The 21907-nt window shown below is 70.5% G+C and carries 22 protein-coding genes and 1 tRNA gene; 7 read left to right on the forward strand and 16 right to left on the reverse strand.

Features of this window, described 5'->3' with window-relative positions; translation table 11 throughout:
* The first annotated feature begins 199 nt into the window (after positions 1 to 199).
* Positions 200 to 838, forward strand: a complete 639-nt coding sequence (locus JHE00_RS09140; RefSeq protein ID WP_200316922.1) for a TetR/AcrR family transcriptional regulator — start codon at positions 200 to 202, stop codon at positions 836 to 838.
* A gap of 50 nt (positions 839 to 888) precedes the next feature.
* Here JHE00_RS09140 and JHE00_RS09145 read toward each other — a convergent pair whose 3' ends face one another.
* Positions 889 to 2085, reverse strand: coding sequence for an amino acid deaminase/aldolase (locus JHE00_RS09145; RefSeq protein WP_200316923.1), 1197 nt, complete (start codon positions 2083 to 2085; stop codon positions 889 to 891).
* A 74-nt stretch (positions 2086 to 2159) separates the two neighbouring features.
* On the opposite strand from JHE00_RS09145, the gene JHE00_RS09150 reads away from it, so the two are divergent.
* Positions 2160 to 3473, forward strand: a complete 1314-nt coding sequence (locus JHE00_RS09150; RefSeq protein ID WP_200316926.1) for a D-arabinono-1,4-lactone oxidase — start codon at positions 2160 to 2162, stop codon at positions 3471 to 3473.
* Between the two features lie 10 nt (positions 3474 to 3483).
* Here JHE00_RS09150 and JHE00_RS09155 read toward each other — a convergent pair whose 3' ends face one another.
* The 5 genes from JHE00_RS09155 to JHE00_RS09175 are packed head-to-tail and all read right to left on the reverse strand — an operon-like array spanning position 3484 to position 5854.
* Positions 3484 to 3789 (reverse strand): hypothetical protein, encoded by a 306-nt coding sequence (locus JHE00_RS09155; RefSeq protein WP_200316928.1) that lies wholly within the window; start codon positions 3787 to 3789, stop codon positions 3484 to 3486.
* The gene (locus JHE00_RS09160) at positions 3789 to 4070 is read right to left on the reverse strand and encodes a hypothetical protein (RefSeq protein ID WP_200316930.1); all 282 of its coding nucleotides are present in this window, start codon (positions 4068 to 4070) and stop codon (positions 3789 to 3791) included. The genes JHE00_RS09155 and JHE00_RS09160 overlap by 1 nt, the downstream gene beginning before the upstream one ends.
* The gene (locus JHE00_RS09165) at positions 4058 to 4489 is read right to left on the reverse strand and encodes a YbaB/EbfC family nucleoid-associated protein (protein ID WP_200316932.1); all 432 of its coding nucleotides are present in this window, start codon (positions 4487 to 4489) and stop codon (positions 4058 to 4060) included. Before JHE00_RS09165 ends, JHE00_RS09160 begins: the two co-directional genes overlap by 13 nt.
* A gap of 56 nt (positions 4490 to 4545) precedes the next feature.
* On the reverse strand, positions 4546 to 5199 hold the full coding sequence (locus JHE00_RS09170) for an NAD(P)H-binding protein (protein ID WP_200316934.1): 654 nt from the start codon (positions 5197 to 5199) through the stop codon (positions 4546 to 4548).
* Between the two features lie 19 nt (positions 5200 to 5218).
* Positions 5219 to 5854 (reverse strand): hypothetical protein, encoded by a 636-nt coding sequence (locus tag JHE00_RS09175; protein WP_200316936.1) that lies wholly within the window; start codon positions 5852 to 5854, stop codon positions 5219 to 5221.
* Between the two features lie 339 nt (positions 5855 to 6193).
* Between JHE00_RS09175 and JHE00_RS09180 the strand changes: the two genes are divergently transcribed.
* The 4 genes from JHE00_RS09180 (at position 6194) to JHE00_RS09195 (ending at position 10824) form a co-directional block, all read left to right on the forward strand.
* A complete protein-coding gene (locus tag JHE00_RS09180; RefSeq protein WP_200316938.1) occupies positions 6194 to 7264 on the forward strand; it encodes an HpcH/HpaI aldolase/citrate lyase family protein in 1071 nt (356 codons plus the stop codon).
* The gene (locus tag JHE00_RS09185) at positions 7261 to 8121 is read left to right on the forward strand and encodes an HpcH/HpaI aldolase/citrate lyase family protein (protein WP_200316940.1); all 861 of its coding nucleotides are present in this window, start codon (positions 7261 to 7263) and stop codon (positions 8119 to 8121) included. Before JHE00_RS09180 ends, JHE00_RS09185 begins: the two co-directional genes overlap by 4 nt.
* A gap of 42 nt (positions 8122 to 8163) precedes the next feature.
* Entirely contained in the window at positions 8164 to 9375 is a 1212-nt protein-coding gene (locus JHE00_RS09190) for an MFS transporter (protein ID WP_200316942.1), read from the forward strand.
* 447 nt (positions 9376 to 9822) lie between these two features.
* Entirely contained in the window at positions 9823 to 10824 is a 1002-nt protein-coding gene (locus JHE00_RS09195) for an LLM class flavin-dependent oxidoreductase (protein WP_230423175.1), read from the forward strand.
* Here the strand turns inward: JHE00_RS09195 and JHE00_RS09200 are convergent.
* From JHE00_RS09200 to JHE00_RS09245, 10 genes are all read right to left on the reverse strand, one after another.
* Positions 10792 to 12174, reverse strand: a complete 1383-nt coding sequence (locus tag JHE00_RS09200) for an amidase (RefSeq protein WP_200316946.1) — start codon at positions 12172 to 12174, stop codon at positions 10792 to 10794. The genes JHE00_RS09195 and JHE00_RS09200 overlap by 33 nt on opposite strands.
* Before the next feature lie 9 nt (positions 12175 to 12183).
* Positions 12184 to 12957, reverse strand: coding sequence for an SDR family NAD(P)-dependent oxidoreductase (locus tag JHE00_RS09205; protein WP_200316948.1), 774 nt, complete (start codon positions 12955 to 12957; stop codon positions 12184 to 12186).
* Positions 12958 to 13749 (reverse strand): ABC transporter ATP-binding protein, encoded by a 792-nt coding sequence (locus JHE00_RS09210; protein ID WP_200316950.1) that lies wholly within the window; start codon positions 13747 to 13749, stop codon positions 12958 to 12960. It abuts the gene before it with no gap.
* Positions 13746 to 14507 carry an ATP-binding cassette domain-containing protein gene (locus JHE00_RS09215; protein WP_200316952.1) on the reverse strand — a complete coding sequence of 254 codons (762 nt, stop codon included), beginning with the start codon at positions 14505 to 14507 and terminating at the stop codon, positions 13746 to 13748. Before JHE00_RS09215 ends, JHE00_RS09210 begins: the two co-directional genes overlap by 4 nt.
* A complete protein-coding gene (locus JHE00_RS09220; RefSeq protein ID WP_200316954.1) occupies positions 14504 to 15319 on the reverse strand; it encodes an ABC transporter permease in 816 nt (271 codons plus the stop codon). The genes JHE00_RS09215 and JHE00_RS09220 overlap by 4 nt, the downstream gene beginning before the upstream one ends.
* Positions 15320 to 16264, reverse strand: a complete 945-nt coding sequence (locus JHE00_RS09225) for an ABC transporter permease (protein WP_200316956.1) — start codon at positions 16262 to 16264, stop codon at positions 15320 to 15322.
* Complete coding sequence (locus tag JHE00_RS09230; RefSeq protein WP_200316958.1) at positions 16265 to 17752, reverse strand: ABC transporter substrate-binding protein; 1488 nt, start codon at positions 17750 to 17752, stop codon at positions 16265 to 16267.
* Between the two features lie 122 nt (positions 17753 to 17874).
* Positions 17875 to 19074 (reverse strand): thioester domain-containing protein, encoded by a 1200-nt coding sequence (locus tag JHE00_RS09235; protein WP_200316960.1) that lies wholly within the window; start codon positions 19072 to 19074, stop codon positions 17875 to 17877.
* A 156-nt stretch (positions 19075 to 19230) separates the two neighbouring features.
* Positions 19231 to 20292: a trans-sulfuration enzyme family protein gene (locus JHE00_RS09240; protein ID WP_200316962.1), complete on the reverse strand. Its 1062-nt coding sequence runs from the start codon at positions 20290 to 20292 to the stop codon at positions 19231 to 19233.
* Positions 20293 to 20406: 114 nt separating this feature from the next.
* A tRNA-Leu gene (locus JHE00_RS09245) sits at positions 20407 to 20489 on the reverse strand.
* Between the two features lie 127 nt (positions 20490 to 20616).
* Here JHE00_RS09245 and JHE00_RS09250 point away from each other — a divergent pair.
* The gene (locus JHE00_RS09250) at positions 20617 to 21849 is read left to right on the forward strand and encodes an FhaA domain-containing protein (RefSeq protein WP_200316964.1); all 1233 of its coding nucleotides are present in this window, start codon (positions 20617 to 20619) and stop codon (positions 21847 to 21849) included.
* Positions 21850 to 21907 lie beyond the last annotated feature (58 nt).

Consider the following 21907-nt stretch of genomic DNA (forward strand, 5'->3'; position numbering starts at 1 on the left):
GTGATCGCCGCACAACTTCACAACGAGACGCTGTGAAACCCCGCCCACAGTGCGGCCCCGATACCCCGCGGGCCGGTGCCGTTGCACTCCCCCTCCCCCGACCGGCACCGGTCCGCGGTTCCCAACACGACGTGCTCACCCGACCGTGGAAGCAGGTCAGCACGCTACAGTCGCTGCCCTGCACAGCGAGGAGCACGACGTGTCCGAGAACCAGGCAGTGACGCCGAACGAATCGACGCCCCTGCGTCGGCAGCCCGTCCAGCAACGCAGCGCCCAACGCGTCGAGCGAATGCTGGACGCGAGCGCCGAGTTACTCCAGGAGGTCGGGTACGAGGCGCTCACCACCACCCTGATCGCCAAACGTGCAGGCGTCGCGGTGGGCTCGCTGTACCAGTTCTTCCCCGACAAGCGCGCGGTCGTGCAGGCCCTGACGCAGCGCAATCTCGACCGGTTCGTCGCCGCCGTCAGCGAGCAGCTCGGCAACGACCCCCACCAGCACTGGTGGGACGTGGTCGACCAGCTGCTCGACATCTACCTGCAGATGCACCGCGAGGTGCCGGGCTTCTCCAAGGTCCACTTCGGCGATGTCGTGGACGTGCGACTGCTCGACGAGCAGCGCACCAACAACCGCGTGATCACCGATTCGCTGGCCAACCTCGTCGCCGGGCACGTGGATCTGGACCCCGAGCGGCTGACTCTCCCGATCGCCATCGCGGTGGAGGCTGCGGACGGTCTGCTGAACTTCGCGTTCCGAAACGATCCCCAGGGTGACCCCGAGGTGCTTGCGGAGACGAAAGACCTGATCAAGGGCTATCTCGCCAGTCGATTCGGCGAATGAATCCCCAAGTTGTCCACAAGTTCTCACACGCTGTGGACAACTTGTGCGGCTCAGCCGAAGGAGACGCCCTCGCCGCGGTAGGTCGGCACGGTGCGCTCCACCCGGTCACCCACCACGAGGTGGTACTCGGTGAACCGCTCGGCGAGCTCGCCCGCCTTGGCGTGCCGGAACCACACGCGGTCGCCGAGCCGCAGCTCGCGCGCGGCCGCGCCTGCGACCGGCGTCTGCACCTCGCCCGCACCCTCCACGCCGAGCAACCGCAGGCCCGCGGGCAGGTAGGGCGAGGGCAGCCGCGACGGCGCCGCCGGGCCGGATGCCACGTAGCCGCCGGAGAACAGCGTCGCGATGCGGCGCGCGGGCCTGCGCACCACGGGCAACGCGAACAGCGCGGCGGGCTGCGGCGAGAACCGCGAGTACTGCGAGAAGAGCGTCGGGCCGAGCAGTCCGGAACCCGCGGCGGCCTCGGTGACGGCGGATTCGGCGCTGGTCGTCTCGAGACTGCCCGTACCGCCGCCGTTGACGAACTCGAGGTCGGCCACCTCACGCACCGCGGCCACCGCCTTGGCCCGCCTGCCCGCCAGCTCGGCTGCCGAGTGCCGCTGCATCCAGCGGACGACTCCGCCGCGCAGTCCCCGCGCGCCGTCGGGGACACCGGCGATCTGCCCCTCGTAGGCCATCATGCCGACCAGGCGAAACCCCGTTCGCTTACCGATCTTCTCCGCCAGATCGGCGGCCTGGCGCGGGGTGAACACCGGCGAGCGGCGGGTGCCGACGTGCACGCCGGGCAGCGGCCGCCAGGACGCGTCGAGCTCGAGGCTCACCCTGATCTCCGGGTGGTGCTCGCCGAGCGCGGCATCGACGACGTCGAGGTGCTCGGTGGAGTCGATCATGATCGTGATGGCGGCGCGGGCTGCGTCGTTCCGCGCGAGTTCGCGCAGCGCGGCGTGGTCGACCGTCGGGTAGGCCACCACCAGGTCGTCACTGGTTCCCTGCCCGTGCAGCCAGAGCGCCTCGGGCAGCGAGTAGGCCAGCACTCCGGCGAAGCCGGGCAGCGCGAGCGTGCGCTCCAGCAGCTCCCGGCAGCGGATCGACTTGCTGGCCACACGCACCGGCATTCCGGAGGCTCGCCGCACGAGATCAGCGGCGTTGGCGTCGAACGCCTCCAGGTCCACGATCGCCAGCGGCGGGTCGAGGTCCTTCGTCGCGAGGTCGTACGACGTGGCATTTCCCGTGGTCACAGCGCGCACGTTACGCCAGGATCGGTTGTAACGCGAATCGCATTCACTTATTGTGGCGACAGTCGAGCACAGAGGAGTGAGCTTTGGCGACGTGGACGAACTGGGCCTCGATCGAGCGGGCCGACCCGGAACGCATCCACCGGCCGCGCGACGTCGCCGGCATCGCCAGTGCCGTCACCGGCGCCGCAACGAGGGGCGCGCGGCTGCGCCCGCTCGGCAGCGGCCACTCCTTCACCGGCATCGCCGCGACGAACTCCGAGGTGATCGACCTCAGCGGCTGGACCGGCATCGTCTCGGCCGACTACGAGACCGGCCTGGTCACGGTGCGCTCGGGAACCACGCTGCGCGCACTCAACGCCGCACTCGACGCGCTCGGGCTCGCCATGACCAACCTCGGCGACATCGACGCACAGACAATCGCCGGCGCGATCTCCACGGGAACACACGGCACCGGCGCCCGCTTCGGAGGACTCGCCACGCAGGTCGCCGAGCTGCAACTCGTGCTGGCCGACGGCTCAGTGGTGTCGTGCTCGCCGACCCGCAGGCCCGATCTGTTCGCGGCCGCGCGCGTCGGACTGGGCGCGCTGGGCGTGCTCACCACCGTCACCCTGCGCTGCGAACCGGCGTTCGCGCTGAGTGCCCAGGAAGGTCCCGAGCCGCTCGAGCACGTGCTCGACGGCTTCGACGAGTTCGCCGACACCAACGACCACTTCGAGTTCTACTGGTTTCCCTACGGCCGCAACGCCTTGGTCAAGCGCAACAACCGGCTGCCGATCGGCACCACACCGATGCCGCTGTCCCGGGCGCGGCGCTTCCTGGACTACACGGTCATGGAGAACGCGGCCTTCGGCGCACTGTGCCGCGCGGGCCGCCGGGTGCCCAGACTCGTGCCCCCGCTGGGCAGGCTGGCCTCGGCCTCGCTCTCGGTGCGGGAGTACAGCGACATCTCGCACCGCGTGTTCGTCACCCAGCGCTCGGTGCGCTTCGTCGAGTCGGAGTTCGCGGTGCCGAGGCCCGCACTGCACCACGTGCTGAGCGAACTCCGCGCGCTGGCACCGAAACTGGCCGATCCCATTGCCTTTCCGGTCGAGGTGCGGGTCGGGGCCGCCGACGACATCTGGCTGTCCACCGCGTACGGGCGCGACTGCGCCTACGTCGCGATCCATCAGTACGTCGGCCTGCCCTATCGCGAGTACTTCCGAGCGTTCGGCCGGATCGCGGCCGAGGCGGGCGGACGCCCGCACTGGGGAAAACTGCACGACCTCGAGGCCGAAGACCTGCGGCAACGCTACCCGCGCTTCGACGACTTCCTGGCCGTGCGCAAGGAAGTCGACCCTGCCGGGGTGTTCACCAACGACTACCTCGACCGCGTGCTCGGTCCGGTCGGCGTGTCCTGACCGGTCCACATCAGACCGGCAGTCGAGCGTCCTCCAAGCCTGGGGCGAGCACCTCGGCCGCACTGTCGACGAACTCGGCCAAGATCCGTGCCGCCGCAACCACTGCGTCGAAGAGGAAGTCCGGCCGGTCCAGGTCGCCGACCGCCTCGACCAGTGCCACCGCGAGATCCGAGACCGCGGTGGCCGTGGCGGCGGAATCCACAGTGGATTGGGCACGCAGTTCGTCCAGCACGCCCTTCACAGCGTCGTCCATGCCGATCTTCGTGGCCACGGCGAGCACGGACCGCTCGGCGTCCTCGGGCCACGAGCTCGCCATCACGCGTCCTTCCGCATCGCGTCGCGGCCCAGCAGAATCTCGCGCAGCTGCCCGGCTTTGGTCTCCGCACGGTGAATCGCCGCCACGACCAGCTCGGCGACACGATCCTCCGGCAGGTCCGGCAACAGCCGCTGTTCGAGCTGGATCGCGCGCAGGGAACCGGAAATACCCACCTGCACCGTGCCGAGGCCGTCGTCGATCTTCTCGCCGATGATCTTCTCGTCGGCCTCGGCCCTGCGACTGCGCGCCTCGGCCAGCCGCTCCTCGTTCACCGCTGCCATGGTGAGTCACCGTCCTCGTCCTGCGGCGGCTCGACGTGGGATCCACCGTGCTGCTCGACGTCGCCGAGCAGTGCGTCGTACTCGGACGCGCCCACGAGCGCATCGGCCCGCTTACCGCCGATCACCGACGCGAGCCGGTCGCGGCTGTCGAGCGTCGCGCCCCGGCGAGCGGTGTTCACCGCCGTGACCAGCAACGAGCCGAGGTCGTCCGTGACGGACTCACCCATGTGCAGGGTCCCCTCGGCGATGGTGAGCCCCACCAACGCCCCGGTGCCGTCGACGGTCGCCGTGACCAGCCGGTCCGGACTGGTGTAGCTGAACCGCTCGGCCGCGAGCTCGTCTCTCGCGTCGCCGGTCCGGCGCACGAGCGCCCCGAGCTGGGTCCGGGCGCGTTCCACCCCGGAAGTGCTGCGTTCCATTGCTGCCTCTCTGCCGGTTGGCCGAACCTACCGGGACGCAGCGACAAAAACGGACGTCAGATCCGGCTGAGTGCTTCGTCGATCGGGGTGTTGCCCTCGGTCATCTCCAGCACTCGGCGCACACCGATGTCGTCGGAGAGCATCCCGGCGACGACCGCGGCGACGTCGTCGCGGGTCACGTCGGCCCTCGGAACGGACTCCGCGAGGTGCACCTGGCCGGTGCCGGGGTCGTCGGTGAGACGGCCGGGACGCAGGATCGTCCAGTCCAGGTCGCGCCCGCGCAGGTCCTCCTCGGCCGCGGCCTTGGCCCGCAGATAGGCGGCGAACACCTCGCCGACCGCGGCCTCGTCGATGGGGCCGGCGGCGCCCATCGAACTGATCTGGACGAACCGCCGTACCCCGGCGCGCTCGGCGGCGTCGGCGAACAACACGGCGGCTCCGCGATCGACGGTCTCCTTGCGACCGGTGCCGCTGCCGGGGCCCGCGCCTGCCGCGAAGACGGCGGCGTCGGCGCCCTCGAGCACCGCGGCGACCTCGTCGAGCGTCGCGCTCTCGAGGTCCAGCACAGCGGGCTCGGCGCTCACGTCGCGCAGGTCGGCGGCGTGGTCGACGTTGCGGATGATCCCCACCGCGGAGTCACCGTTCGCCGCCAGCAGCTTCTCCAGCCGCAGGGCGATCTTTCCGTGGCCACCGGCAATTACGACTCGCATGGGTTCAAGCCTAGTGAGGTCAGCGCGCCTCGGCAGGGCTCTCCATCGCCAGCAGCTGCTCGTAGACCATCTCCTGCACCCAGCGGATCACCGAGTCCTCGCCGAGCATCATGCGCTCGGTGCGGCCGGAGAGGTCGAGACCGGTGGTCGCGTTCTCGTCGGCGGTGACCACGGCCAGGCCGTACGCGCGGGCGCGGGGCAGGCAGTTGTCCACGTAGTCGTGGCTCATCGTGGCCGCCGCGGGCAGCACGATCGCCGCGTCGCCGTAGCGCGCGAACGGAACGGTCGCGGCGAGACCGGTGCGCCAGTGCCTGGCGACGGCCAGCACACCGACGATCTCCACGGCGGCGGGTGGCGCCCCGCCCGCCAGCTCGGGCCACGTCCACGTCGACACGCTCGCCTTGTCGGTCACCGGGCCGATGCCCATGGCGATCCGCTCGGCGTGCGCCTCGGACCGGAGCCTGGCGACCACGTAGACCCTGCGGCCGAACATCGTCATCCGGGGAAGGAGCACGCCGTCCCAACCGAGCTGGGCAGCCGCCTCGGCGGCCAGCTCGTCGCTGCTCGCCGGCAGCTCGATGGGCGCGACGATGCGACTGGACCTGGTCCCGGTCGAACCGCTCGTCACCGCGGTGTGTCCAGGTGTAACCGCCACGAAGTCCGCCTCCCTCTAGCTGTTCCTGCGACTGACGCGTCCTCTGGTGCTCCCTCAGGAAGCGCCACAACTTAGGTAACAGCGGAAACAACTCGAAGTCTGCACGTAGGACGCGTAGCTGCGATCGGCGGCGCTGAACGGTCGGTGATCGGTCGGTGGGCGGTAATCGGAGTTCGGTCCGGCAGTGCCGCCGGATGGGTGACGTGCGGCCGAACGGTGATTCCCAGAGTGGAGCGGTTCACCTGAGCGGCCCATTCACCGAGGTGACGTGTACCGCAGCGGCTCCGTGGTAGCCCAGGTTAGGGTCGCCGGGACCCGACCCCCAGTGCTGGAGGCCCGATGCGTTCGCCGAAGGACTTCTTCGCACCGCTCGCCATCGGTGCGCCGGACCCGGTCAGGCAGATTCCCGCACTGCCTTCCAGGATGATCCACTTCTTCGATCCGAGCAACGAGAAGATGGCGGCTAAGGCTCCCGAGCTGGCCGCGAAGGTCGACGTGCTGCTCGGCAACCTCGAGGACGCGGTGAAGGCCGACCGCAAGGAGGCCGCCCGCGCGGGCCTCGTGCGCGTGGCCAGGGACAACGACTTCGGAACCACCCAGCTCTGGACGCGTGTCAACAGCCTCGACTCGCCCTGGGTGCTCGACGACCTCGTCACCCTCGTCACCGAGATCGGCGACAAGCTCGACGTGATCATGGTGCCGAAGGTCGAGGGCGCACACGACATCCACTACGTCGACCGGCTGCTGGCCCAGTTGGAGGCGCGAGCGGGGCTCACGAAGCCGCTGCTGGTGCACGCGATCCTGGAGACCGCGAGCGGCGTCGCGAACGTCGAGGAGATCGCGGGCGCGAGCCCCCGGATGCAGGGCATCTCGCTGGGGCCGGCCGACCTCGCCGCGAGCAGGCGCATGAAGACCACCCGCGTCGGCGGCGGTCACCCCGGCTACCTCGTGCGCACCGATCCCATCGGCGGCGAGCTCACCGAGGGCCGAACGACCTACCAACAGGACCTGTGGCACTACACGGTCGCGCGCATGGTCGACGCCTGCGTGCTGCACGGGATCCTGCCCTACTACGGACCGTTCGGGGACATCCGCGACGTCGTGGCCTGCGAGGACCAGTTCCGCAACGCGTTCCTGCTCGGCTGTGTGGGCGCGTGGAGCCTGCACCCGGTGCAGATCGACATCGCCAGGAAGGTGTTCTCCCCCGCGCCCGGAGACGTGGCGTGGGCGCGCAAGGTGATCGCCGCGATGGGCGATGGCACGGGCGCGGTACTGATCGACGGAAAGATGCAGGACGACGCGTCGGTGAAGCAGTGCAGGGTGGTCGCCGAACTGGCGGACGCGCTGGCGGCGAGCGATCCTGAACTCGCTGAGGCCTACGACGCGGCAACCAAGGAGGCACTCGCGTGAAACCGCGGCGTTCCGTTCTCTACCTGCCCGGCGCCAACGAGCGCGCACTGGAGAAGGCGAAGACCCTTGCGGCCGATGCGCTCATCCTCGACCTGGAGGACGCCGTCGCCCCCGACGCGAAGGAGGACGCCCGCGAACGCGCGTGCGCCGCGGCGGCGTCGGGCGACTACGGCTCGCGCGAGGTGACCATCCGCGTCAACGGACTGGACACCGAATGGCACGACGCCGACCTGCGCGCCGCCTCGCAGGCAGGTCCCGCAGCCGTCGTGGTGCCGAAGGTGAACTCGGCCCGCGACGTGCACAACATCGAGCGCGCGCTCGAACTCGGCGGGGCGCCGGAACACACGCGGATCTGGGCGATGGTCGAGACCCCGGTCGCGATGCTGCACGCCGAGGAGATCGCCGCCGCGAGCGAGCGGCTCACCGTGCTCGTCATGGGCACCAACGACCTCACCAAGGAGCTGCACGCCGAGTTCGTGCCCGGCAGAGCTCCGCTGCTCGGCGGGCTGTCGCTGTGCCTGCTCGCCGCGAGGGCCACGGGCAAGGTGATCCTCGACGGCGTCTACAACGACGTGCGCGACCTCGAGGGCTTCGAGGTGGAATGCCTGCAGGGCAGGCGGTTCGGCTTCGACGGCAAGACGCTCGTCCACCCAGGCCAGATCGAGCCGTGCAACAAGGTGTTCGCGCCGTCGGCGGCCGAGATCGAGCAGGCGCGCAAGATCATCGCCGCGTTCGACGAGGCGAGGCGCGAAGGCAAGGGCGTCGTGGTGGTGGACGGCCGGATGATCGAGAACCTGCACGTCGAGGACGCGAAGCGAGTGCTCGGCCTCGCGGAGGCCATCGGCGCACTCGGCTGAAATTCCGTTGCCCCAGGGGCTCTTGTGCGCTCTCGTGAGCACGTGCCGAGCCGACAACGAGCCCCGCTGGGGGCCGACTTCGGAAAGCTGTGGGCGGCCAACGCGTTCACCAACGTCGCCGACGGCATCACGCTGGCCGCGGGCCCACTGCTGATCTCGTCGCTGACGGACGACCCGGCGCTCGTCGCGGGTTCGGTGTTCGTGCAGCAGCTGCCGTGGCTGCTGTTCTCGCTCGTCAGTGGCGCCTACGTGGACCGGCTCGACCGGCGCAGGCTGCTCGTGGTGGTGAACCTGCTGCGTGGGCTGGTCGGTACCGGCCTCGCGCTCGCCGTGTTCTCGGGCACCGTGACCGTCGCCGCGGTCTACGTGGCGTTTTTCCTCTTCGGCACCGCCGAGACGCTCGCCGACAACGCCTCCTCCGCCATGCTGCCCGCGATCGTGCCCGACGAGGCACTGCCGAGGGCCAACTCGCGGCTCATCGCGCTGCAGGTCGTGGCGAACCAGTTCGTGGCGCCGCCGGTGGGCGCCGCGCTGTTCGTGTTCGCCGCCGCTGCTCCGTTCGGAGTCAACGCGGTGGTGTTCGCGCTCGCCGCTCCGCTGCTGGGCGTTCTCACGCGGCAGGCGCCGGTGACCGAGCAGCGACGTCCGCTGTGGACCGAGATCGGCGAGGGGCTGCGGTGGTTGTGGGCACATCGCGTGGTGCGGATGCTCGCGGTGTCGATCTCGCTGATGAACCTCACGATGCTGGCGGCGTTCGCGATCCTGGTGCTCTACGCGCGTGAGCGGCTGGGGCTCGGCGGCATCGGCTACGGGCTGCTGCTCACCGCGATGGCGGCGGGCGGGCTGCTCGGCACCGTCGTGGCGGGAAGGCTGCGCGTGTGGTTCGCCGATTCGACGCTGCTGCGGACGGGCCTGGTCGTGGAGACGCTGACCCACGTGGTCCTGGCGGTGGCGAGTACTCCGTGGGTGGCGGTGGTGACGCTCGTCGCTTTCGGACTGCACGGGTCCGTGTGGGGCGTGGTGTCGCAGACGTGGCGCCAGCGGGCGGTTCCCGACCGGCTGCGCGGGCGCGTCAACAGTGTGTACCTGCTGTTCAGCATCGGCGGCGCCGCGCTGGGGAGTCTGGTGAGCGGACCACTGGCAGCCGGCTTCGGCATCACGGCCCCGTTCTGGTGCTCGGCGGTGGCGATGGCGATGCTCACGGTGGTGGCGTGGCGTGCCTTCGCCCGCCACCTACTGACCCGCCCAACCTGACCCGCGAGTCCCCCACCCAGGCGCGCGAGTCCCCCGCCCACGCACGCGAGTCCCCCGCTCAGGCTTGCGTGTCCCCCGCTCGGGCGCGCGAGTCCCCCGCTCAGGCTTGCGAGTCCCCCGCCCACGCACGCGAGTTCCCCGCTCCGGCACGCGAGTCCCCCACTCCCGCGCGCGAGTCTCCTGCCCGGGCACGCGAGTCCCCACTGCGGCGACCTGCGCCGGGTTACGGGTCGCCCACTCCAGCCCCCGAATCTCCCTTCCAGGCGCCGCGGGCCCCCTTCCGGCCGCAGGCAGGCCGACGCGCCCGGGCAACTCGCGTGCCCCAACGGGCAACTCGCGTGCCGTGGCGGGCAACTCGCGTGCCGTGGCGGGGGACTCGCGCGCTGGAGTGGGGGACTCGCGCGGAATCGGGGGGTGGGGTTGGGCGTTGCACACTGCGTGGACACCTTGCCCGTACCTGTCTCGGTACTCGACCGGTCCAGCACTCGCACCGGCCAGGACACCTCGGCCGCGCTGCGCGACACGGTGCGCTTCGCGCGCCAGGCCGAGGAGCTCGGCTACCACCGGTTCTGGGTGTCCGAGCACCACAGCGTGCCGGGCGTCGCCGGGTCGGCTCCCACGGTGCTCACCGCCGCGATCGCGGCGGCCACCTCGCAGATCCGCGTCGGGACCGGCGGGGTGATGCTGCCCAATCACCAGCCGATCGTCGTCGCCGAGCAGTTCGGCACCCTCGAAGCGCTGCATCCCGGCCGGATCGACATGGGACTGGGCCGCTCGGTCGGGTTCACCGGCGCGGTGCGCGGCGCGCTGGGACACGGCAAGGACGACGCGGACCGCTTCGGCGAGCAGGTGCGGGAGCTGCTCGGCTACTTCACCGGCGACCAGCAGACCCACCCCGGCGTGCACGGCTTTCCCGCCGAGGGCCTGCGCGTGCCCGCGTTCGTGCTCGCCACCGGCGCGGGCGCCGACCTGGCGGCCGACCTGGGCCTGGCGCTCGTGATCGCGCCCGTCGCCGGGATCGACACCGCGACACGGCGCATCGCCGCCTACCGCGAGCGGTTCCGCCCCTCTGAGCTCTGGCCGTGCCCGTACGTGGTGGTGTCCAGCGCGGTCGCGGTGGCCGACACCGCCGAGCGGGCGCGGGAACTGCTGCTGCCGGAGGCGTGGTCGATGGTCCACTCGCGAACCCGCGGCGTGTTCCCGCCGTTGAGCTCGCCCGCCGAGCTGCCCACCCCGAGCGGCCGCGAGGCCCACCTGCTCGAACGATCACTGCGCGGACAGATCCACGGCACCGAAGAGCAGGTCGCCGGCGAGCTCGCCGAACTCGTCGAGCGCACGGGCGCCGACGAGCTGCTGATCACGATGAGCACGTTCGACCGCGACGCGATGCTCGACTCCTACACCCGCCTCGCCGGCCTAGCCAGGCCACGCGCGCTGCGCGGGGCGTAGCCGCTCGAACGCCGCGGCGGCCCGCAGCACGTGGACGTCGGCGAACCGGCGGCCCGAGAGCTGGAGTCCGATCGGCTGCCGCTGACTCGTGTAACCGCAGTTCACCGACACCGCGGGCTGGCCGGACATGTTGTACGGCACGGTGAATCCGATGTGCTCGAACGGCCGCGCCGGGTCGTTGGTCGGCGACGCCCAGTCGTACGGCGGAGCTGAGACCGGGCACGTCGGCGACAGCACGATGTCGTAGGGCTCCGTCGCCGCCACCGCCGCGACGGTGATCGCGTCGATCTGGGAGAACCCGCGGTAGACGTCCTCACCGGACAGTCCCGCGCCGCCCGCGACCCAGTCCGCGATGTAGGGCAGGGTCCGTTCGCGCCGCTCGACGGGCAGCGCCTCGGTGTCGACGACGAACCTGGTGCGCCAGAACCGGTCGAGCCCGTCGAGCATCGGCCTGGTGAGGAACGGGCCGACCTCCTCGACGTTCGCCCCGGCGGCCTCGACCAGCCGCGCCGCCTCAGTGACCGCGGCCAGGACCTCCGGCTCGACGGGCAGCCCGACTCCCGCGTCCAGCTGTAGTCCCACTCGCAGCCCGGAAAGGTCGAGTGCGAGGTCCCGCCAGGCGAGCTCCTGCGGTGGCAGGCTCAGGTGGTCGCGCGGGTCGGGCCGCGCGAGCACCTCCATGAACAGCGCCGAGTCGGCCACGGTGCGCGTCATCGGGCCAGCCACCCGGCCGGGATACGGCGGGAACACGGGCACCCGCCCGAAACTGGGCTTGAACCCGACGAGCCCGCACCACCCGGCGGGCAGCCGGATCGATCCGCCGATGTCGGTGCCGACGTGCAGCGGCCCGTAGCCCGCGGCCGCCGCCGCACCGGCCCCTGCGCTGGAGCCGCCCGGGGTGCGTGCGTGGTCCCACGGGTTGCGCGTGGCGGTGTGGAAGCTCGACAGTCCGGAAGTGAGCATCCCGTAGTCGGGCATGGTGGTCTTGGCGAGCAGGACCCCACCGGACTCACGCACGCGCGCGGCCGCGGGCGCGTCGGCCCCGGCCGGGGCCAGTTCGGTCGCCGCCGTCCCCAGTGGAACCGGGGTGCCGCGCGTGGCGATGTTCTCCTTGAGCGTCAACGGGATCCCGTCGACGGGCCCTGCCGGTTGCCCGGCGAGCCAGCGGCGCTCCGACTCCCGGGCCGCCCGCCGTGCCGCGTCGGGGTCGTAGGCGTAGAGCGCGTGCAGGGTGCCCTCGACCGCGTCGATCCGGGCGAGAACGGCTTCGGTGACCTCGACCGGGGACAGCGTGCCCGCGCGGTATTCGGTGATCAGCTCGGTCGCGGTGAGCGATGTCAGTTCCGCCATCGGCCCTCCCTACGATCCGGGCGGCACATAGCGTCCGTCGACGGCCGTCCAGCCGCCGTCGACGAACAGCACCGAGCCGGTCACGTAGCTCGCCGCGTCCGAGGCGAGGTAGGCCACGGCGCCCGCCAGTTCCTCGGCACCCGCCCATCTGCCGAGCGCGCTCTTGTCGGCGTATGCCTGGTACCAGTCCGGATCTGCCTTGATCTGCTCGGTCAGCGGGGTCTCGACCACGCCGGGAGCCACGGCGTTCACGCGTACCCCGGCGGGTCCGAACTCGGCGGCCGCGGTGCGGACGAGCTGCACGATGCCCGCCTTGGTGGCGGCGTAGGCGCTCTGCCCCGGCTCGACGGTCAGGCTGCGGATCGACGAGAACACCACGATGCTGCCCCTGCCGCGCTCGACCATGCCGGCGCCGAACGCACGCAGCACGTCGAACGTCGCGCCGAGGTTGAGCGCGAGCACGCTGTCGAACTCCTCGCGGGTGTAGTCCAGCAGCCGCTTGCGCACGTTGGTCGCGGCGGTGAGCACCACGATGTCGGTGTCGCCGAGCTCGCTCGCCGCGCGCTCGACGGCTCCGGGTTCGAGGAGGTCGAGGTGGTAGGCCCGCGCGTTCTCCCCGGCGAGGGTCGCGGCCTCACCCGCGGCGGCCAGGTCCCGGTCCGCGCACGTCACGCTCGCGCCCTGCCCGGCGAGCGCCCTGGCGGCCTCCCTGCCGATGCCGCTGCCGCCGCCGAACACCACGGCGGAGCGGCCGTCGAGCCGGAACAGCTTCGAGTAGTCCATTCACTCCTCCTCGAGTCGGCTCAGCGCCGCCGTCAGGTTCGGCGCCGCCGCGATCAGCTCTCGGGTGTAGGGATGCTGTGGCGCGTCGTAGACCTCGGCCACGGCTCCGAGCTCCACGATCTCGCCGTGGCGCATCACGGCGACGGTGTCGCACACGCGGCGCACCACGTCGAGGTCGTGGGAGACGAACACGAGCGTGAGCTCGTAGCGCTGTACGAGCTCGTCGACGAGTTCGAGGATCTGCTTGCGCACCAGCACGTCCAGCGCGCTCACGGCCTCGTCGGCCACCAGCACTCTCGGGCGGGGCGCGAGCGCGCGGGCCAGTGAGATGCGCTGTCGCTGCCCTCCGGAGAACTGGTGCGGGTACCGCTCGCCGGAGTCGCCGGGAAGGCCGACGGCGTCGAGCAGTTCGCGCACGCGTTCGTACCGGTCGCGGCTCCTGCCGAGTGGCTCGCTGATGATGTCGCGCACGCGCATCCTCGGGTCCAGCGAGCCCATCGGGTCCTGGAACACGATCTGCAGCCGGGAGCGCAGGAAGCCGAGCTCGCGTTCGGGCAGGTCGTCCACTCGCCTGCCATCGAAGGAGACGGTGCCCGCCGTGGGCCGGTCGAGCGCGGCGAGCAGTCTGACCAGAGTGGACTTTCCGGAGCCGGACTCGCCGACGATGCCGAAACGTTCGCCCTTCGCGATGTCGAACGACACCCCGCGCAGGGCGGCGACCTCGGGCCTACGGCCGGTCAGTGACGTGCGGGGGCGGCGGTAGGTGCGTTCGAGCTCGCTGACGGAGATCACGACGACGCCTCCAGCAACCGGGCCGTGTACTCGTGTTCGGGCGCGCTCAGCACGCGGCGCGTGGGACCGGACTCCACGATCCGGCCCTCGTTCATCACCAGCACGCGCTCGCACACCGTGGCCACCACGGCGAGGTCGTGGGTGATGAACAGCAGCGCACTCTCCCGCTCCCGCACACCGTCGGCCAGTACGTCGAGGATGCGCGCCTGCACGGTGACGTCGAGCGCGGTGGTGGGTTCGTCGCAGATGAGTAGCGCCGGGTCGTTGGCCAGCGCGATCGCGAGCACCACGCGTTGCCGTTGCCCGCCGGAGAGCTGGTGCGGGTAGGCGCGCGCGAGCCGCTCGGGCTCGGGCAGGCGGACGCGCTCCAGCAGCTCGACCGCGTCCTTACTGGCGGCGCGGCGGTCGCGCGTGCGGTGCAGCAGCATCGCCTCGGCAACCTGCTTGCCCACGCGCATCGACGGGTTGAGCGCCGTCATCGGTTCCTGGAACACCATCGTGATGTCCTTGCCGCGCAGCCGGGACAGCTCGCGCTCGCCGGCGCCGAGCAGCTCGCGGTCGCCGAAGCGCACGGATCCGTACGCGGTGAGCCCTTCCGGCAGCAGCCCCATGACGGCCGATGCCGTGAGCGACTTGCCGGAGCCGGACGCGCCGATCAGGCCGACCCGCTCGCCGGGCTCGATCGCGAACGACACGTCCTCGACGAGCGGCGATCCGCCCGCCGTGATGCCAAGGTCCTCCACGGCCAGCAGCGTCATCGGCGCACCTCCAGCCTGGGGTCGAACCGGTCGCGCAGGCCGTCGCCGAGCAGGTTGAAGCCGAGCACGGCGATGGCGATCGCCGCGCCGGGGATGAGCGCGAGCCTGGGTTCCACGGCCAGCAGCTCCTGCGACTCCTGCAGCATCCGGCCCCACGACGGCGTCGGCGGCGCCGTGCCGAAGCCGAGGAACGACAGCGCGGCCTCGGCGAGTACGGCGATCGCGAACGACACCGACGACTGCACCACCACGATCCCGGAGATGTTGGGCAGCACGTGCCGCACGGCGATCCACCACCGCGACCGCCCGCCCGCGCGTGCCGCGAGCACGTACTCGGTGCTGACCACCTGCAGCGTGCCCGCCCTCGCGATGCGGGCGAACGAGGGAACCGTGGCGATGCCGATGGCGATCATCGCGGTGAGCGTGCTCGCCCCGTAGACGGCGCCGAGCATGATCGCCAGCAGCAGCGCGGGGAACGCGAGCACCAGGTCGCTCGTGCGCATGATCAACTCGCCCAGCCAGTTCGCGCCCATTCCGGCGAGCACGCCGAGCGGAGTCCCGATCAACGCGGCGATGCCGACTGCCACCACTCCGACGTAGAGCGTGGTCCTGGCACCGACCATCAACTGGCTCGCGAGGTCGCGGCCGAGCTTGTCGGTGCCGAACACGTACTCGCCGCCTGGCCCCAGCAGCCGCACGCTCGCGTCGACGAGCAGCGGGTCGTGCGGCGTCCACGCGAACGACACGAGCGCGACGCCCACCACGAGGCCGACCAGCACGATTCCCGCCCACAGGCTGACGTTGCGCCTCATCTACGACCTCCGCAGCCGTGGATCGAGCACCGTGTAGAGCGCGTCGACGACGAAGTTGACGATCAGCACGGCCACCACGAGCACCAGCACGATGCCCTGCACGGTCAGCAGGTCGCGCGCGGCGACGGCGTCGAGCAGCATGCTGCCCAGCCCCGGCAGCACGAACACGCGCTCGATCACGACGGCGCCGACGAGCAGGGTCGCGAGCTGCAGGCCCAGCACGGTCAGCACGGGGACGGCGGCGTTGCGCAGCCCGTGCCGCACGAGCGCGGGGTACGGGCGCAGCCCCTTCGACCGCGCGGTGCGGATGTAGTCCTCGCTCTGGACGTCGAGCACCGCGGTGCGCACGTAGCGCGTGAGCACGGCGCCCTGCACGAGACCGAGCGACAGCGCGGGCAGGATCAGTCCCCGCAACCATTCGACGGGGTCGCGAACGGGCGGTGTCCAGCCGCCGGAGGGCAACCAGCCGAGCCGCACGGCGAAGATCTGCACGAGGATGATCCCGGCCAGAAACGCAGGCACCGCCACCCCGAGCTGCGACAGCGCGGACACCGCGGCGCCGCTCGGCTTGCGGTGGCGTACCGCGGCGATCGTGCCGAGCGGCATCGCGATCAGCAGCGCGACGAGCATGCCGGCGCCCACGAGCCACAGCGTCACGCCGAGCCGGTCGAGCAGCTGCGGCCCGATCGCCTCCCGCGTCACGTACGACGTGCCGAAGTCGCCGGTGAGCACACCGCCCATCCAGTCGAGGTACTGCGTGACGAGCGGCCGGTCGAGTCCGAACTCGGCTCGGGTGCGGGCGAGGAGCTCGGGCGTCGCGTTGAGTCCCAGCGCGACCTGGGCCGGATCGCCTGGCAGCACGGCCAGGAACGCGAACACCACCAGGGACGCGACGAAGACGCTCGCCACGAGCACGAGCACCTTGCGACCGAGTGCCAACGCCATCTACCGGCGCCCCAGCCCGGTCAGGTCGAAGGACTCGCTCACCTGGTTGCGAACGAGGCCCGTGACCTCCTTCTTCGCCACAATGATGTTGGGGAACAGGAAGAGCCAGTCGGCGGCGGCGTCGTCGCTGAGCGTCTTCGCCACCTCCCGCATGTCCGCGAGCTGCTGCTCCGGCGTGCCCGTGTCGGCCCGGTCGAGCAGCTCGCGCACGCGCGGGCTGTCGTAGCCCCAGTAGTACTCGGGATCGCCGAACGTCGTGATGTCGCGCGGTTCCACGTGCTGCACGATCGAGAGGTCGTAGTCGTGGTCGGTGAACACCTGTTGCAGCCACACGGCGGGAAAGTCGAGCGGCTCGATGGTCACGTTGACGCCGACGCGGTCGAGGTCCGAGGCCACCACCTGCGCCGCCGAGATCGCGTAGGGCAGGTTCGCGACCCGCAGCCGCAGGTTCAGGTTCTGTTGTCCCGCCTCGGAGAGCAGCTGCTTCGCGCGCTCGGGATCGTGCGGGTAGGCGCCGGAGTGGTCCTCGAACCAGGGATCGGTCGGCGGCACCATACTGCCGATCAGGTTTCCCCTGCCGCCCCACGCCGCTGCCAGCAACGCCTCGCGGTCGACCGCGTACGTCAGCGCCCGCCGCACCCGCACGTCGTCCAGCGGAGCACGGTTGCCGTTGAACGCCAGCACCACCTCGCCGTTGGTGGTGCCCTGCAGGACGTCGAATCGGGTGTCCGCCTCGAACTGCGGCACGGAGTCGGGCGCGGTGACGCCCGAGATCACGTCGATACCGTTGCTGAGCAAGGCATTGTTGAGCGCGGTCGCGTCGCGGTAGTACTTGAGCACCACCGTCGGATAGGCCGGTCGGGCGCCCCAGTACCGGGAATTGGCGGACAGGACGATCGAGTCTCCGCGCCTGCGGTCGCTGACCTGGTAGGGCCCGGTGCCGATCGGCCGGTTGGCGAGGTCGTCGACACCGCTGGGGTCGAACATGGCGCCGAGGCGCGTGGTCATGGCGAACAGCCACGAGTTGCTCGGCTCGCGCAGCACGACCCTGGCGTGCGAGGGGCTCACCACGTCGACCCGGTCAACCACGTCCATTGTGGACTTGAGTGAGATCGTCCAGTCGGTCTGCACCCGTTCGATCGAGAACTTGACGTCCTCGGCGGTGAACGGGGCACCGTTGCTGAACCGGACGCCGGTGCGCAGCCGGAAGTCGTACACCGTGCGGTCGTCGCTCAGGGTCCACGACTCGGCGAGCAGCGGCGCGATCTCGCCGTTCGCGTCGAGCTTCACGAGGCCCTCGTACACGTTGTACAGCAGGGCCTGCGGGATGGCGGCGCCGTCGGTGGAGGTGAAGTCGAAGTTCTGTGGCTCAGCCGTGAAACCGACGGCGAGCGCGTCCTCGCCACCGACGGTGGCGGTGGATCCGGCGGAGCAGCCGGAGAGCAGGAGCACGGTCGTCAACGTCGCCGCGATCCACCGTGCTCTCATCCAGAGCAAGGCTTGCACCCGAATCCCCGGTGGTCAAGCCGGAGAAACACGAGGGCCACCTGCGACGCGGGAGAACCGCGCCGTCAGGTGGCCCTGGTGTTCGTTACGTCAGATCAGGCAGCTCAGGCGCTGTTGCGGCGACGCTGCAGGAGCAGCGCACCCACACCGGCACCCAGCAGCACCGCACCGATGATGATCGGCGTCATGATCGAGACACCGGTCTCGGCGAGGTCGCCGGAGTCGGCCTGCGGCGAGACCGGAGCCTCGGTGGTCGGCGGCGCGGCAACCTCGGACGAGGTCGTCGGCGGGGCCTCGGTCGTGGTCTCGACCGGCGGCTCGGTGGTCTCCGGAACGCCCTCGGTCCAGCTGACGCCGGCACCGGTCTTGAGCTTCGACTGCTCGGCGTGCGCCACGATCAGCGACTGCGCGGGCTTCTTGTTGTACTTCTTCGCGACGAAGAGCCTGCCGGTGTCGACCTGGGCGTCGGCCTCGAGCTCGAAGCTCGCGCTGCCCTCGGCCGCGTCGGCCGGGACGTCGACGAAGAACTCGGTGCCGTTCTCGATCGCCTCGGGCGCGAGCTCCGCACCGTCGGCGTCGACGAGCTTGACGCCCTCGGGCAGGTCACCGTTCACGGCGGTGATGCCACCGGTGGTGGTGACGGTGAACGGGCCGATCCGCTCGCCGGCCTTGCCCGCGATGGTGTCGGGCGTGACGCCGAGCGTCTGGTTCGGCTCGTCGCCGATACCGACGTTGGCGTCGCTGGTCAGGTACTCGTACAGCGCGACGACGTCCTTCGCGGCACCCTCGTCGTCGCTCTTCAGCGGCTTCTCGGTGTCGAGGTCCTTGCCGTCGCTGTAGTGCCAGACAGCGGCCTGAGTGGCGCTGATGGCTTCCTTCTCGTCGAGACCGTTGTCGAACTCGACGCCCTGCTCGGCAAGAGTGCCCTCGATGTCGGGGAGCTCGAGCGCCGGGTAGCTGTGGTGCAGCACCCAGTTGAGCTTGTCGCGGTTCTCGTGGAAGGGGGACTCGGGGTTGGGGAACTCGTCCCACGGCTTCTCGGACAGCGACCGGCTCGGGTCGACGCTGACCGCGATCTCGACGCAGTAGGCACGGAGCAGGCTGTCGTCGTCGACCTTCAGACCGAACAGCGTGGTGCCGAGGTTCTTACCGCCCACGTTGATCGAGTAGCCCTTTGCGTGCGAGCCCTCGTCGAACCGAGCGTTCACGTCCTCGGCGGACGCGGGCAGTGCGCTCAGCACCACCGCGACCGAAGCACCGACGAGAGCCGCACCTGCCTTGCGCCAGGCAGATCTGCTGTGCATGGAGTCTCCTAACCCCGCAGAAAGAGAAGAGTGGGTGCGAGCTTCAGCCCTGTCGTCCCCAGTTCGGGTGAAGATCACACTTTCCAGTGAGGGCGGAGCTTACACAGGGCATCAAATCGGCGTGAAAGCGCCACTCGTTCGGGTTTGGTTGCGAGTTCAACCGAGAGAATCGAGTGCCTGAGCCAAATCCAGCCACAGGTCCTCGGGGTCCTCGAGCCCCACGCTGAACCGCAGGGCGGCGGGGGCCACGTGCGCGTCGCCCGCCCTCGCCGCACGACGCTCCAGAGTGGACTCGACGCCACCGAGACTCGTCGCGTGGCCCACGAGCCGCAGGCGCTCGCACAGCCGGTCCGCGAGGTCTGGACCAGCGAGTTCGAACGAGATCATGGCTCCGGAACCCGGATAGCGCACGCGCGTGACGGCCGCGTGCGAGCCGAGCCGCTCGGCCAGCAGCGCCGCCGTGCGCGACGCCTCGGCGTAGCGGACACCGAGCGTGCGAAGACCGCGCAGCGCGAGCCACGCCTCCAGCGAACCGGGCGTCGCACCGCCGCGGGTGCGCGCGTCCCGCAGTCCGCGTGCGAGCTCCTCGTCGGCGGCGACCGTCAGCCCGAGCAACAGATCTGAGTGACCACCGATGAGCTTCGTGGCGCTGTGCACGGCGATGTCTGCCCCCAGCGCCAGCGGTTGCTGTCCGAGGGGTGTCGCGAAAGTGTTGTCCACCACCACCTTCGGCCGTTTGGCCGAAGCCTTTGCGGCGGCTGCGATCGCCGCGATGTCGATCAGCTCGAGGCTCGGGTTGGTCGGCGACTCCAGCCACAGCAGATCCACCTCGGCCGCGGCGGAGACCCACGCGGCGGTGTCGGCGGGCTCGACGCGGCGGATCCGCAGCCTGCCCATCTGCTCGGCGTGGTCGAACATCGCCCTGGTGCCGACGTAGCTGTCGCCGGGGACCGCCACCTCGACGCCTGCGGGCAACAGGTCGAGCACCGCGGACACGGTCGCGATGCCGGACGCGAACGCGGTCGCGTGGCCGCCCTCGAGCTCGCCGATCGCAGCCTCGAGCGCGACCCACGTCGGAGTGCCGTCCTCACGGGAGTAGCCGAGACCGAGTGCGCTCGCGGGCACGATCGGCACGTTGGAGGGCTCGCCCTGCCCTTCCGGGCGCCCGGCGACGATGGCGCGGGTCCGAGGGGTCCACTCGACAGTCACGGCAATCACACTCCCAATAACGCTGGTTTCCGGCTCACGAAACCACGCTGGGACGTAAGGAGCTCGCACGACGTAGAGACAAAGCGAGGCGCCCTGCACGAGCAGGGCGCCTCGGTCTTGAAGTGGGCGAGGAGGGAGTTGAACCCTCACGTCCTTTCGGACACACGGACCTGAACCGTGCGCGTCTGCCATTCCGCCACTCGCCCGAGCAACTGCGACAGCCCGCATAGCGTAGCAGGCGGTTCTGATGGGTTTCACCGGCCCCAGTGTTGAATGCCCAAAACCCAGATACGATCTATCCGGAGATACACGTGGAAGGAGGAGGTTGTCCCGGTGGGTCGCGTACAGCGCTTCGATCGGCGCCTCGAGAGCCTCGTGGGCAATACCTTCGCGCGAATGTTCGGTGGCAACGTCGTCACGCAGGAAGTGGCGCTGGACCTGGAGCGTGAGAGTGAGGACAACGTCCGCCAGCTCGCTGGCGGTCGCACGCTCGCTCCGAACCACTACATCGTGTCCTTGGGTCCCGCTGATCACGACCGGATGGTGGGCGATGAGCAAAAGGTCACGCGCCTGCTCGCGGACGCCGTCGCACAGCACCTCGCCGAGCACGGCTGGGACACCTATGGTGACGTCGTAGTCTCGCTAGAGCGCAACGAGGCGCTGCATACTGGACAGTTCAAGACCCGCTCGACCGTCGATCCCGACGTCAAAGCAAGTGGCGCCGGGGGTCAAGCACGGCCAGCACGAACCAGCGACGCAGGAGACCGACCAATGAGCCAGCCCGGCGGCTACGGCCAATACGACCAGGGTGACCCGTACGGCCAGCAGGGCCAGTACGGCTACGGACAGGGACAGCCTGGTGGCTACGACCAGGGCTACGGCCAGCCCGGCGGCGGCTACGACCAGGGTTACGGCCAGCCGGGAGGGTATGACCAGGGTTACGGTCAGCCCGGCGGTTACGACCAGGGCTACGGCCAGCCCGGTGGCGGCTACGACCAGGGTTACGGCCAGCCGGGAGGGTATGACCAGGGTTACGGTCAGCCCGGCGGTTACGACCAGGGCTACGGCCAGCCCGGTGGCGGCTACGACCAGGGTTACGGCCAGCCCGGTGGGTACGACCAGGGTTACGGCCAGCAGCCCCCGCCCCCCGGCTACGACCAGGGCTACGCGGCTCCGCCGAGCCCGCCCGGTGGCTACCCCGCTCAGGCCCCGCCGCCCGACCCGTACGCGCAGCAGGGCTACGGCCAGCCCGGGATGCCCCCCGGCGGCAACCGCCAGCTCGCGGCGAGCCTGCAGCTCGACGACGGCTCCAACCGCAACTACTCGCTCAAGCAGGGCGGCAACGTGGTGGGCCGCGGTCAGGACGCCGACTTCCGGCTCCCCGACACCGGCGTCTCGCGCAGGCACCTGGAGATCACCTGGGACGGTCAGAGCGCAACGCTGGCCGACATCGGTTCCACCAACGGCACCACGGTGAACGGCACCCCCGTACAGACCTGGCAGCTCGCCGACGGAGACGTCATCAGGGTCGGACACTCGTCCCTGGTCTTCCGGACGCAGGGCTAGTTCGGGCTTTTCGGCCATCCCGCATGGCCCGCGAGCGCGGGTCCCGCATAATGACGGC

The sequence above is a fragment of the Prauserella cavernicola genome, assembly GCF_016595675.1.
Classification (GTDB): Bacteria; Actinomycetota; Actinomycetes; order Mycobacteriales; family Pseudonocardiaceae; genus Prauserella_A; species Prauserella_A cavernicola.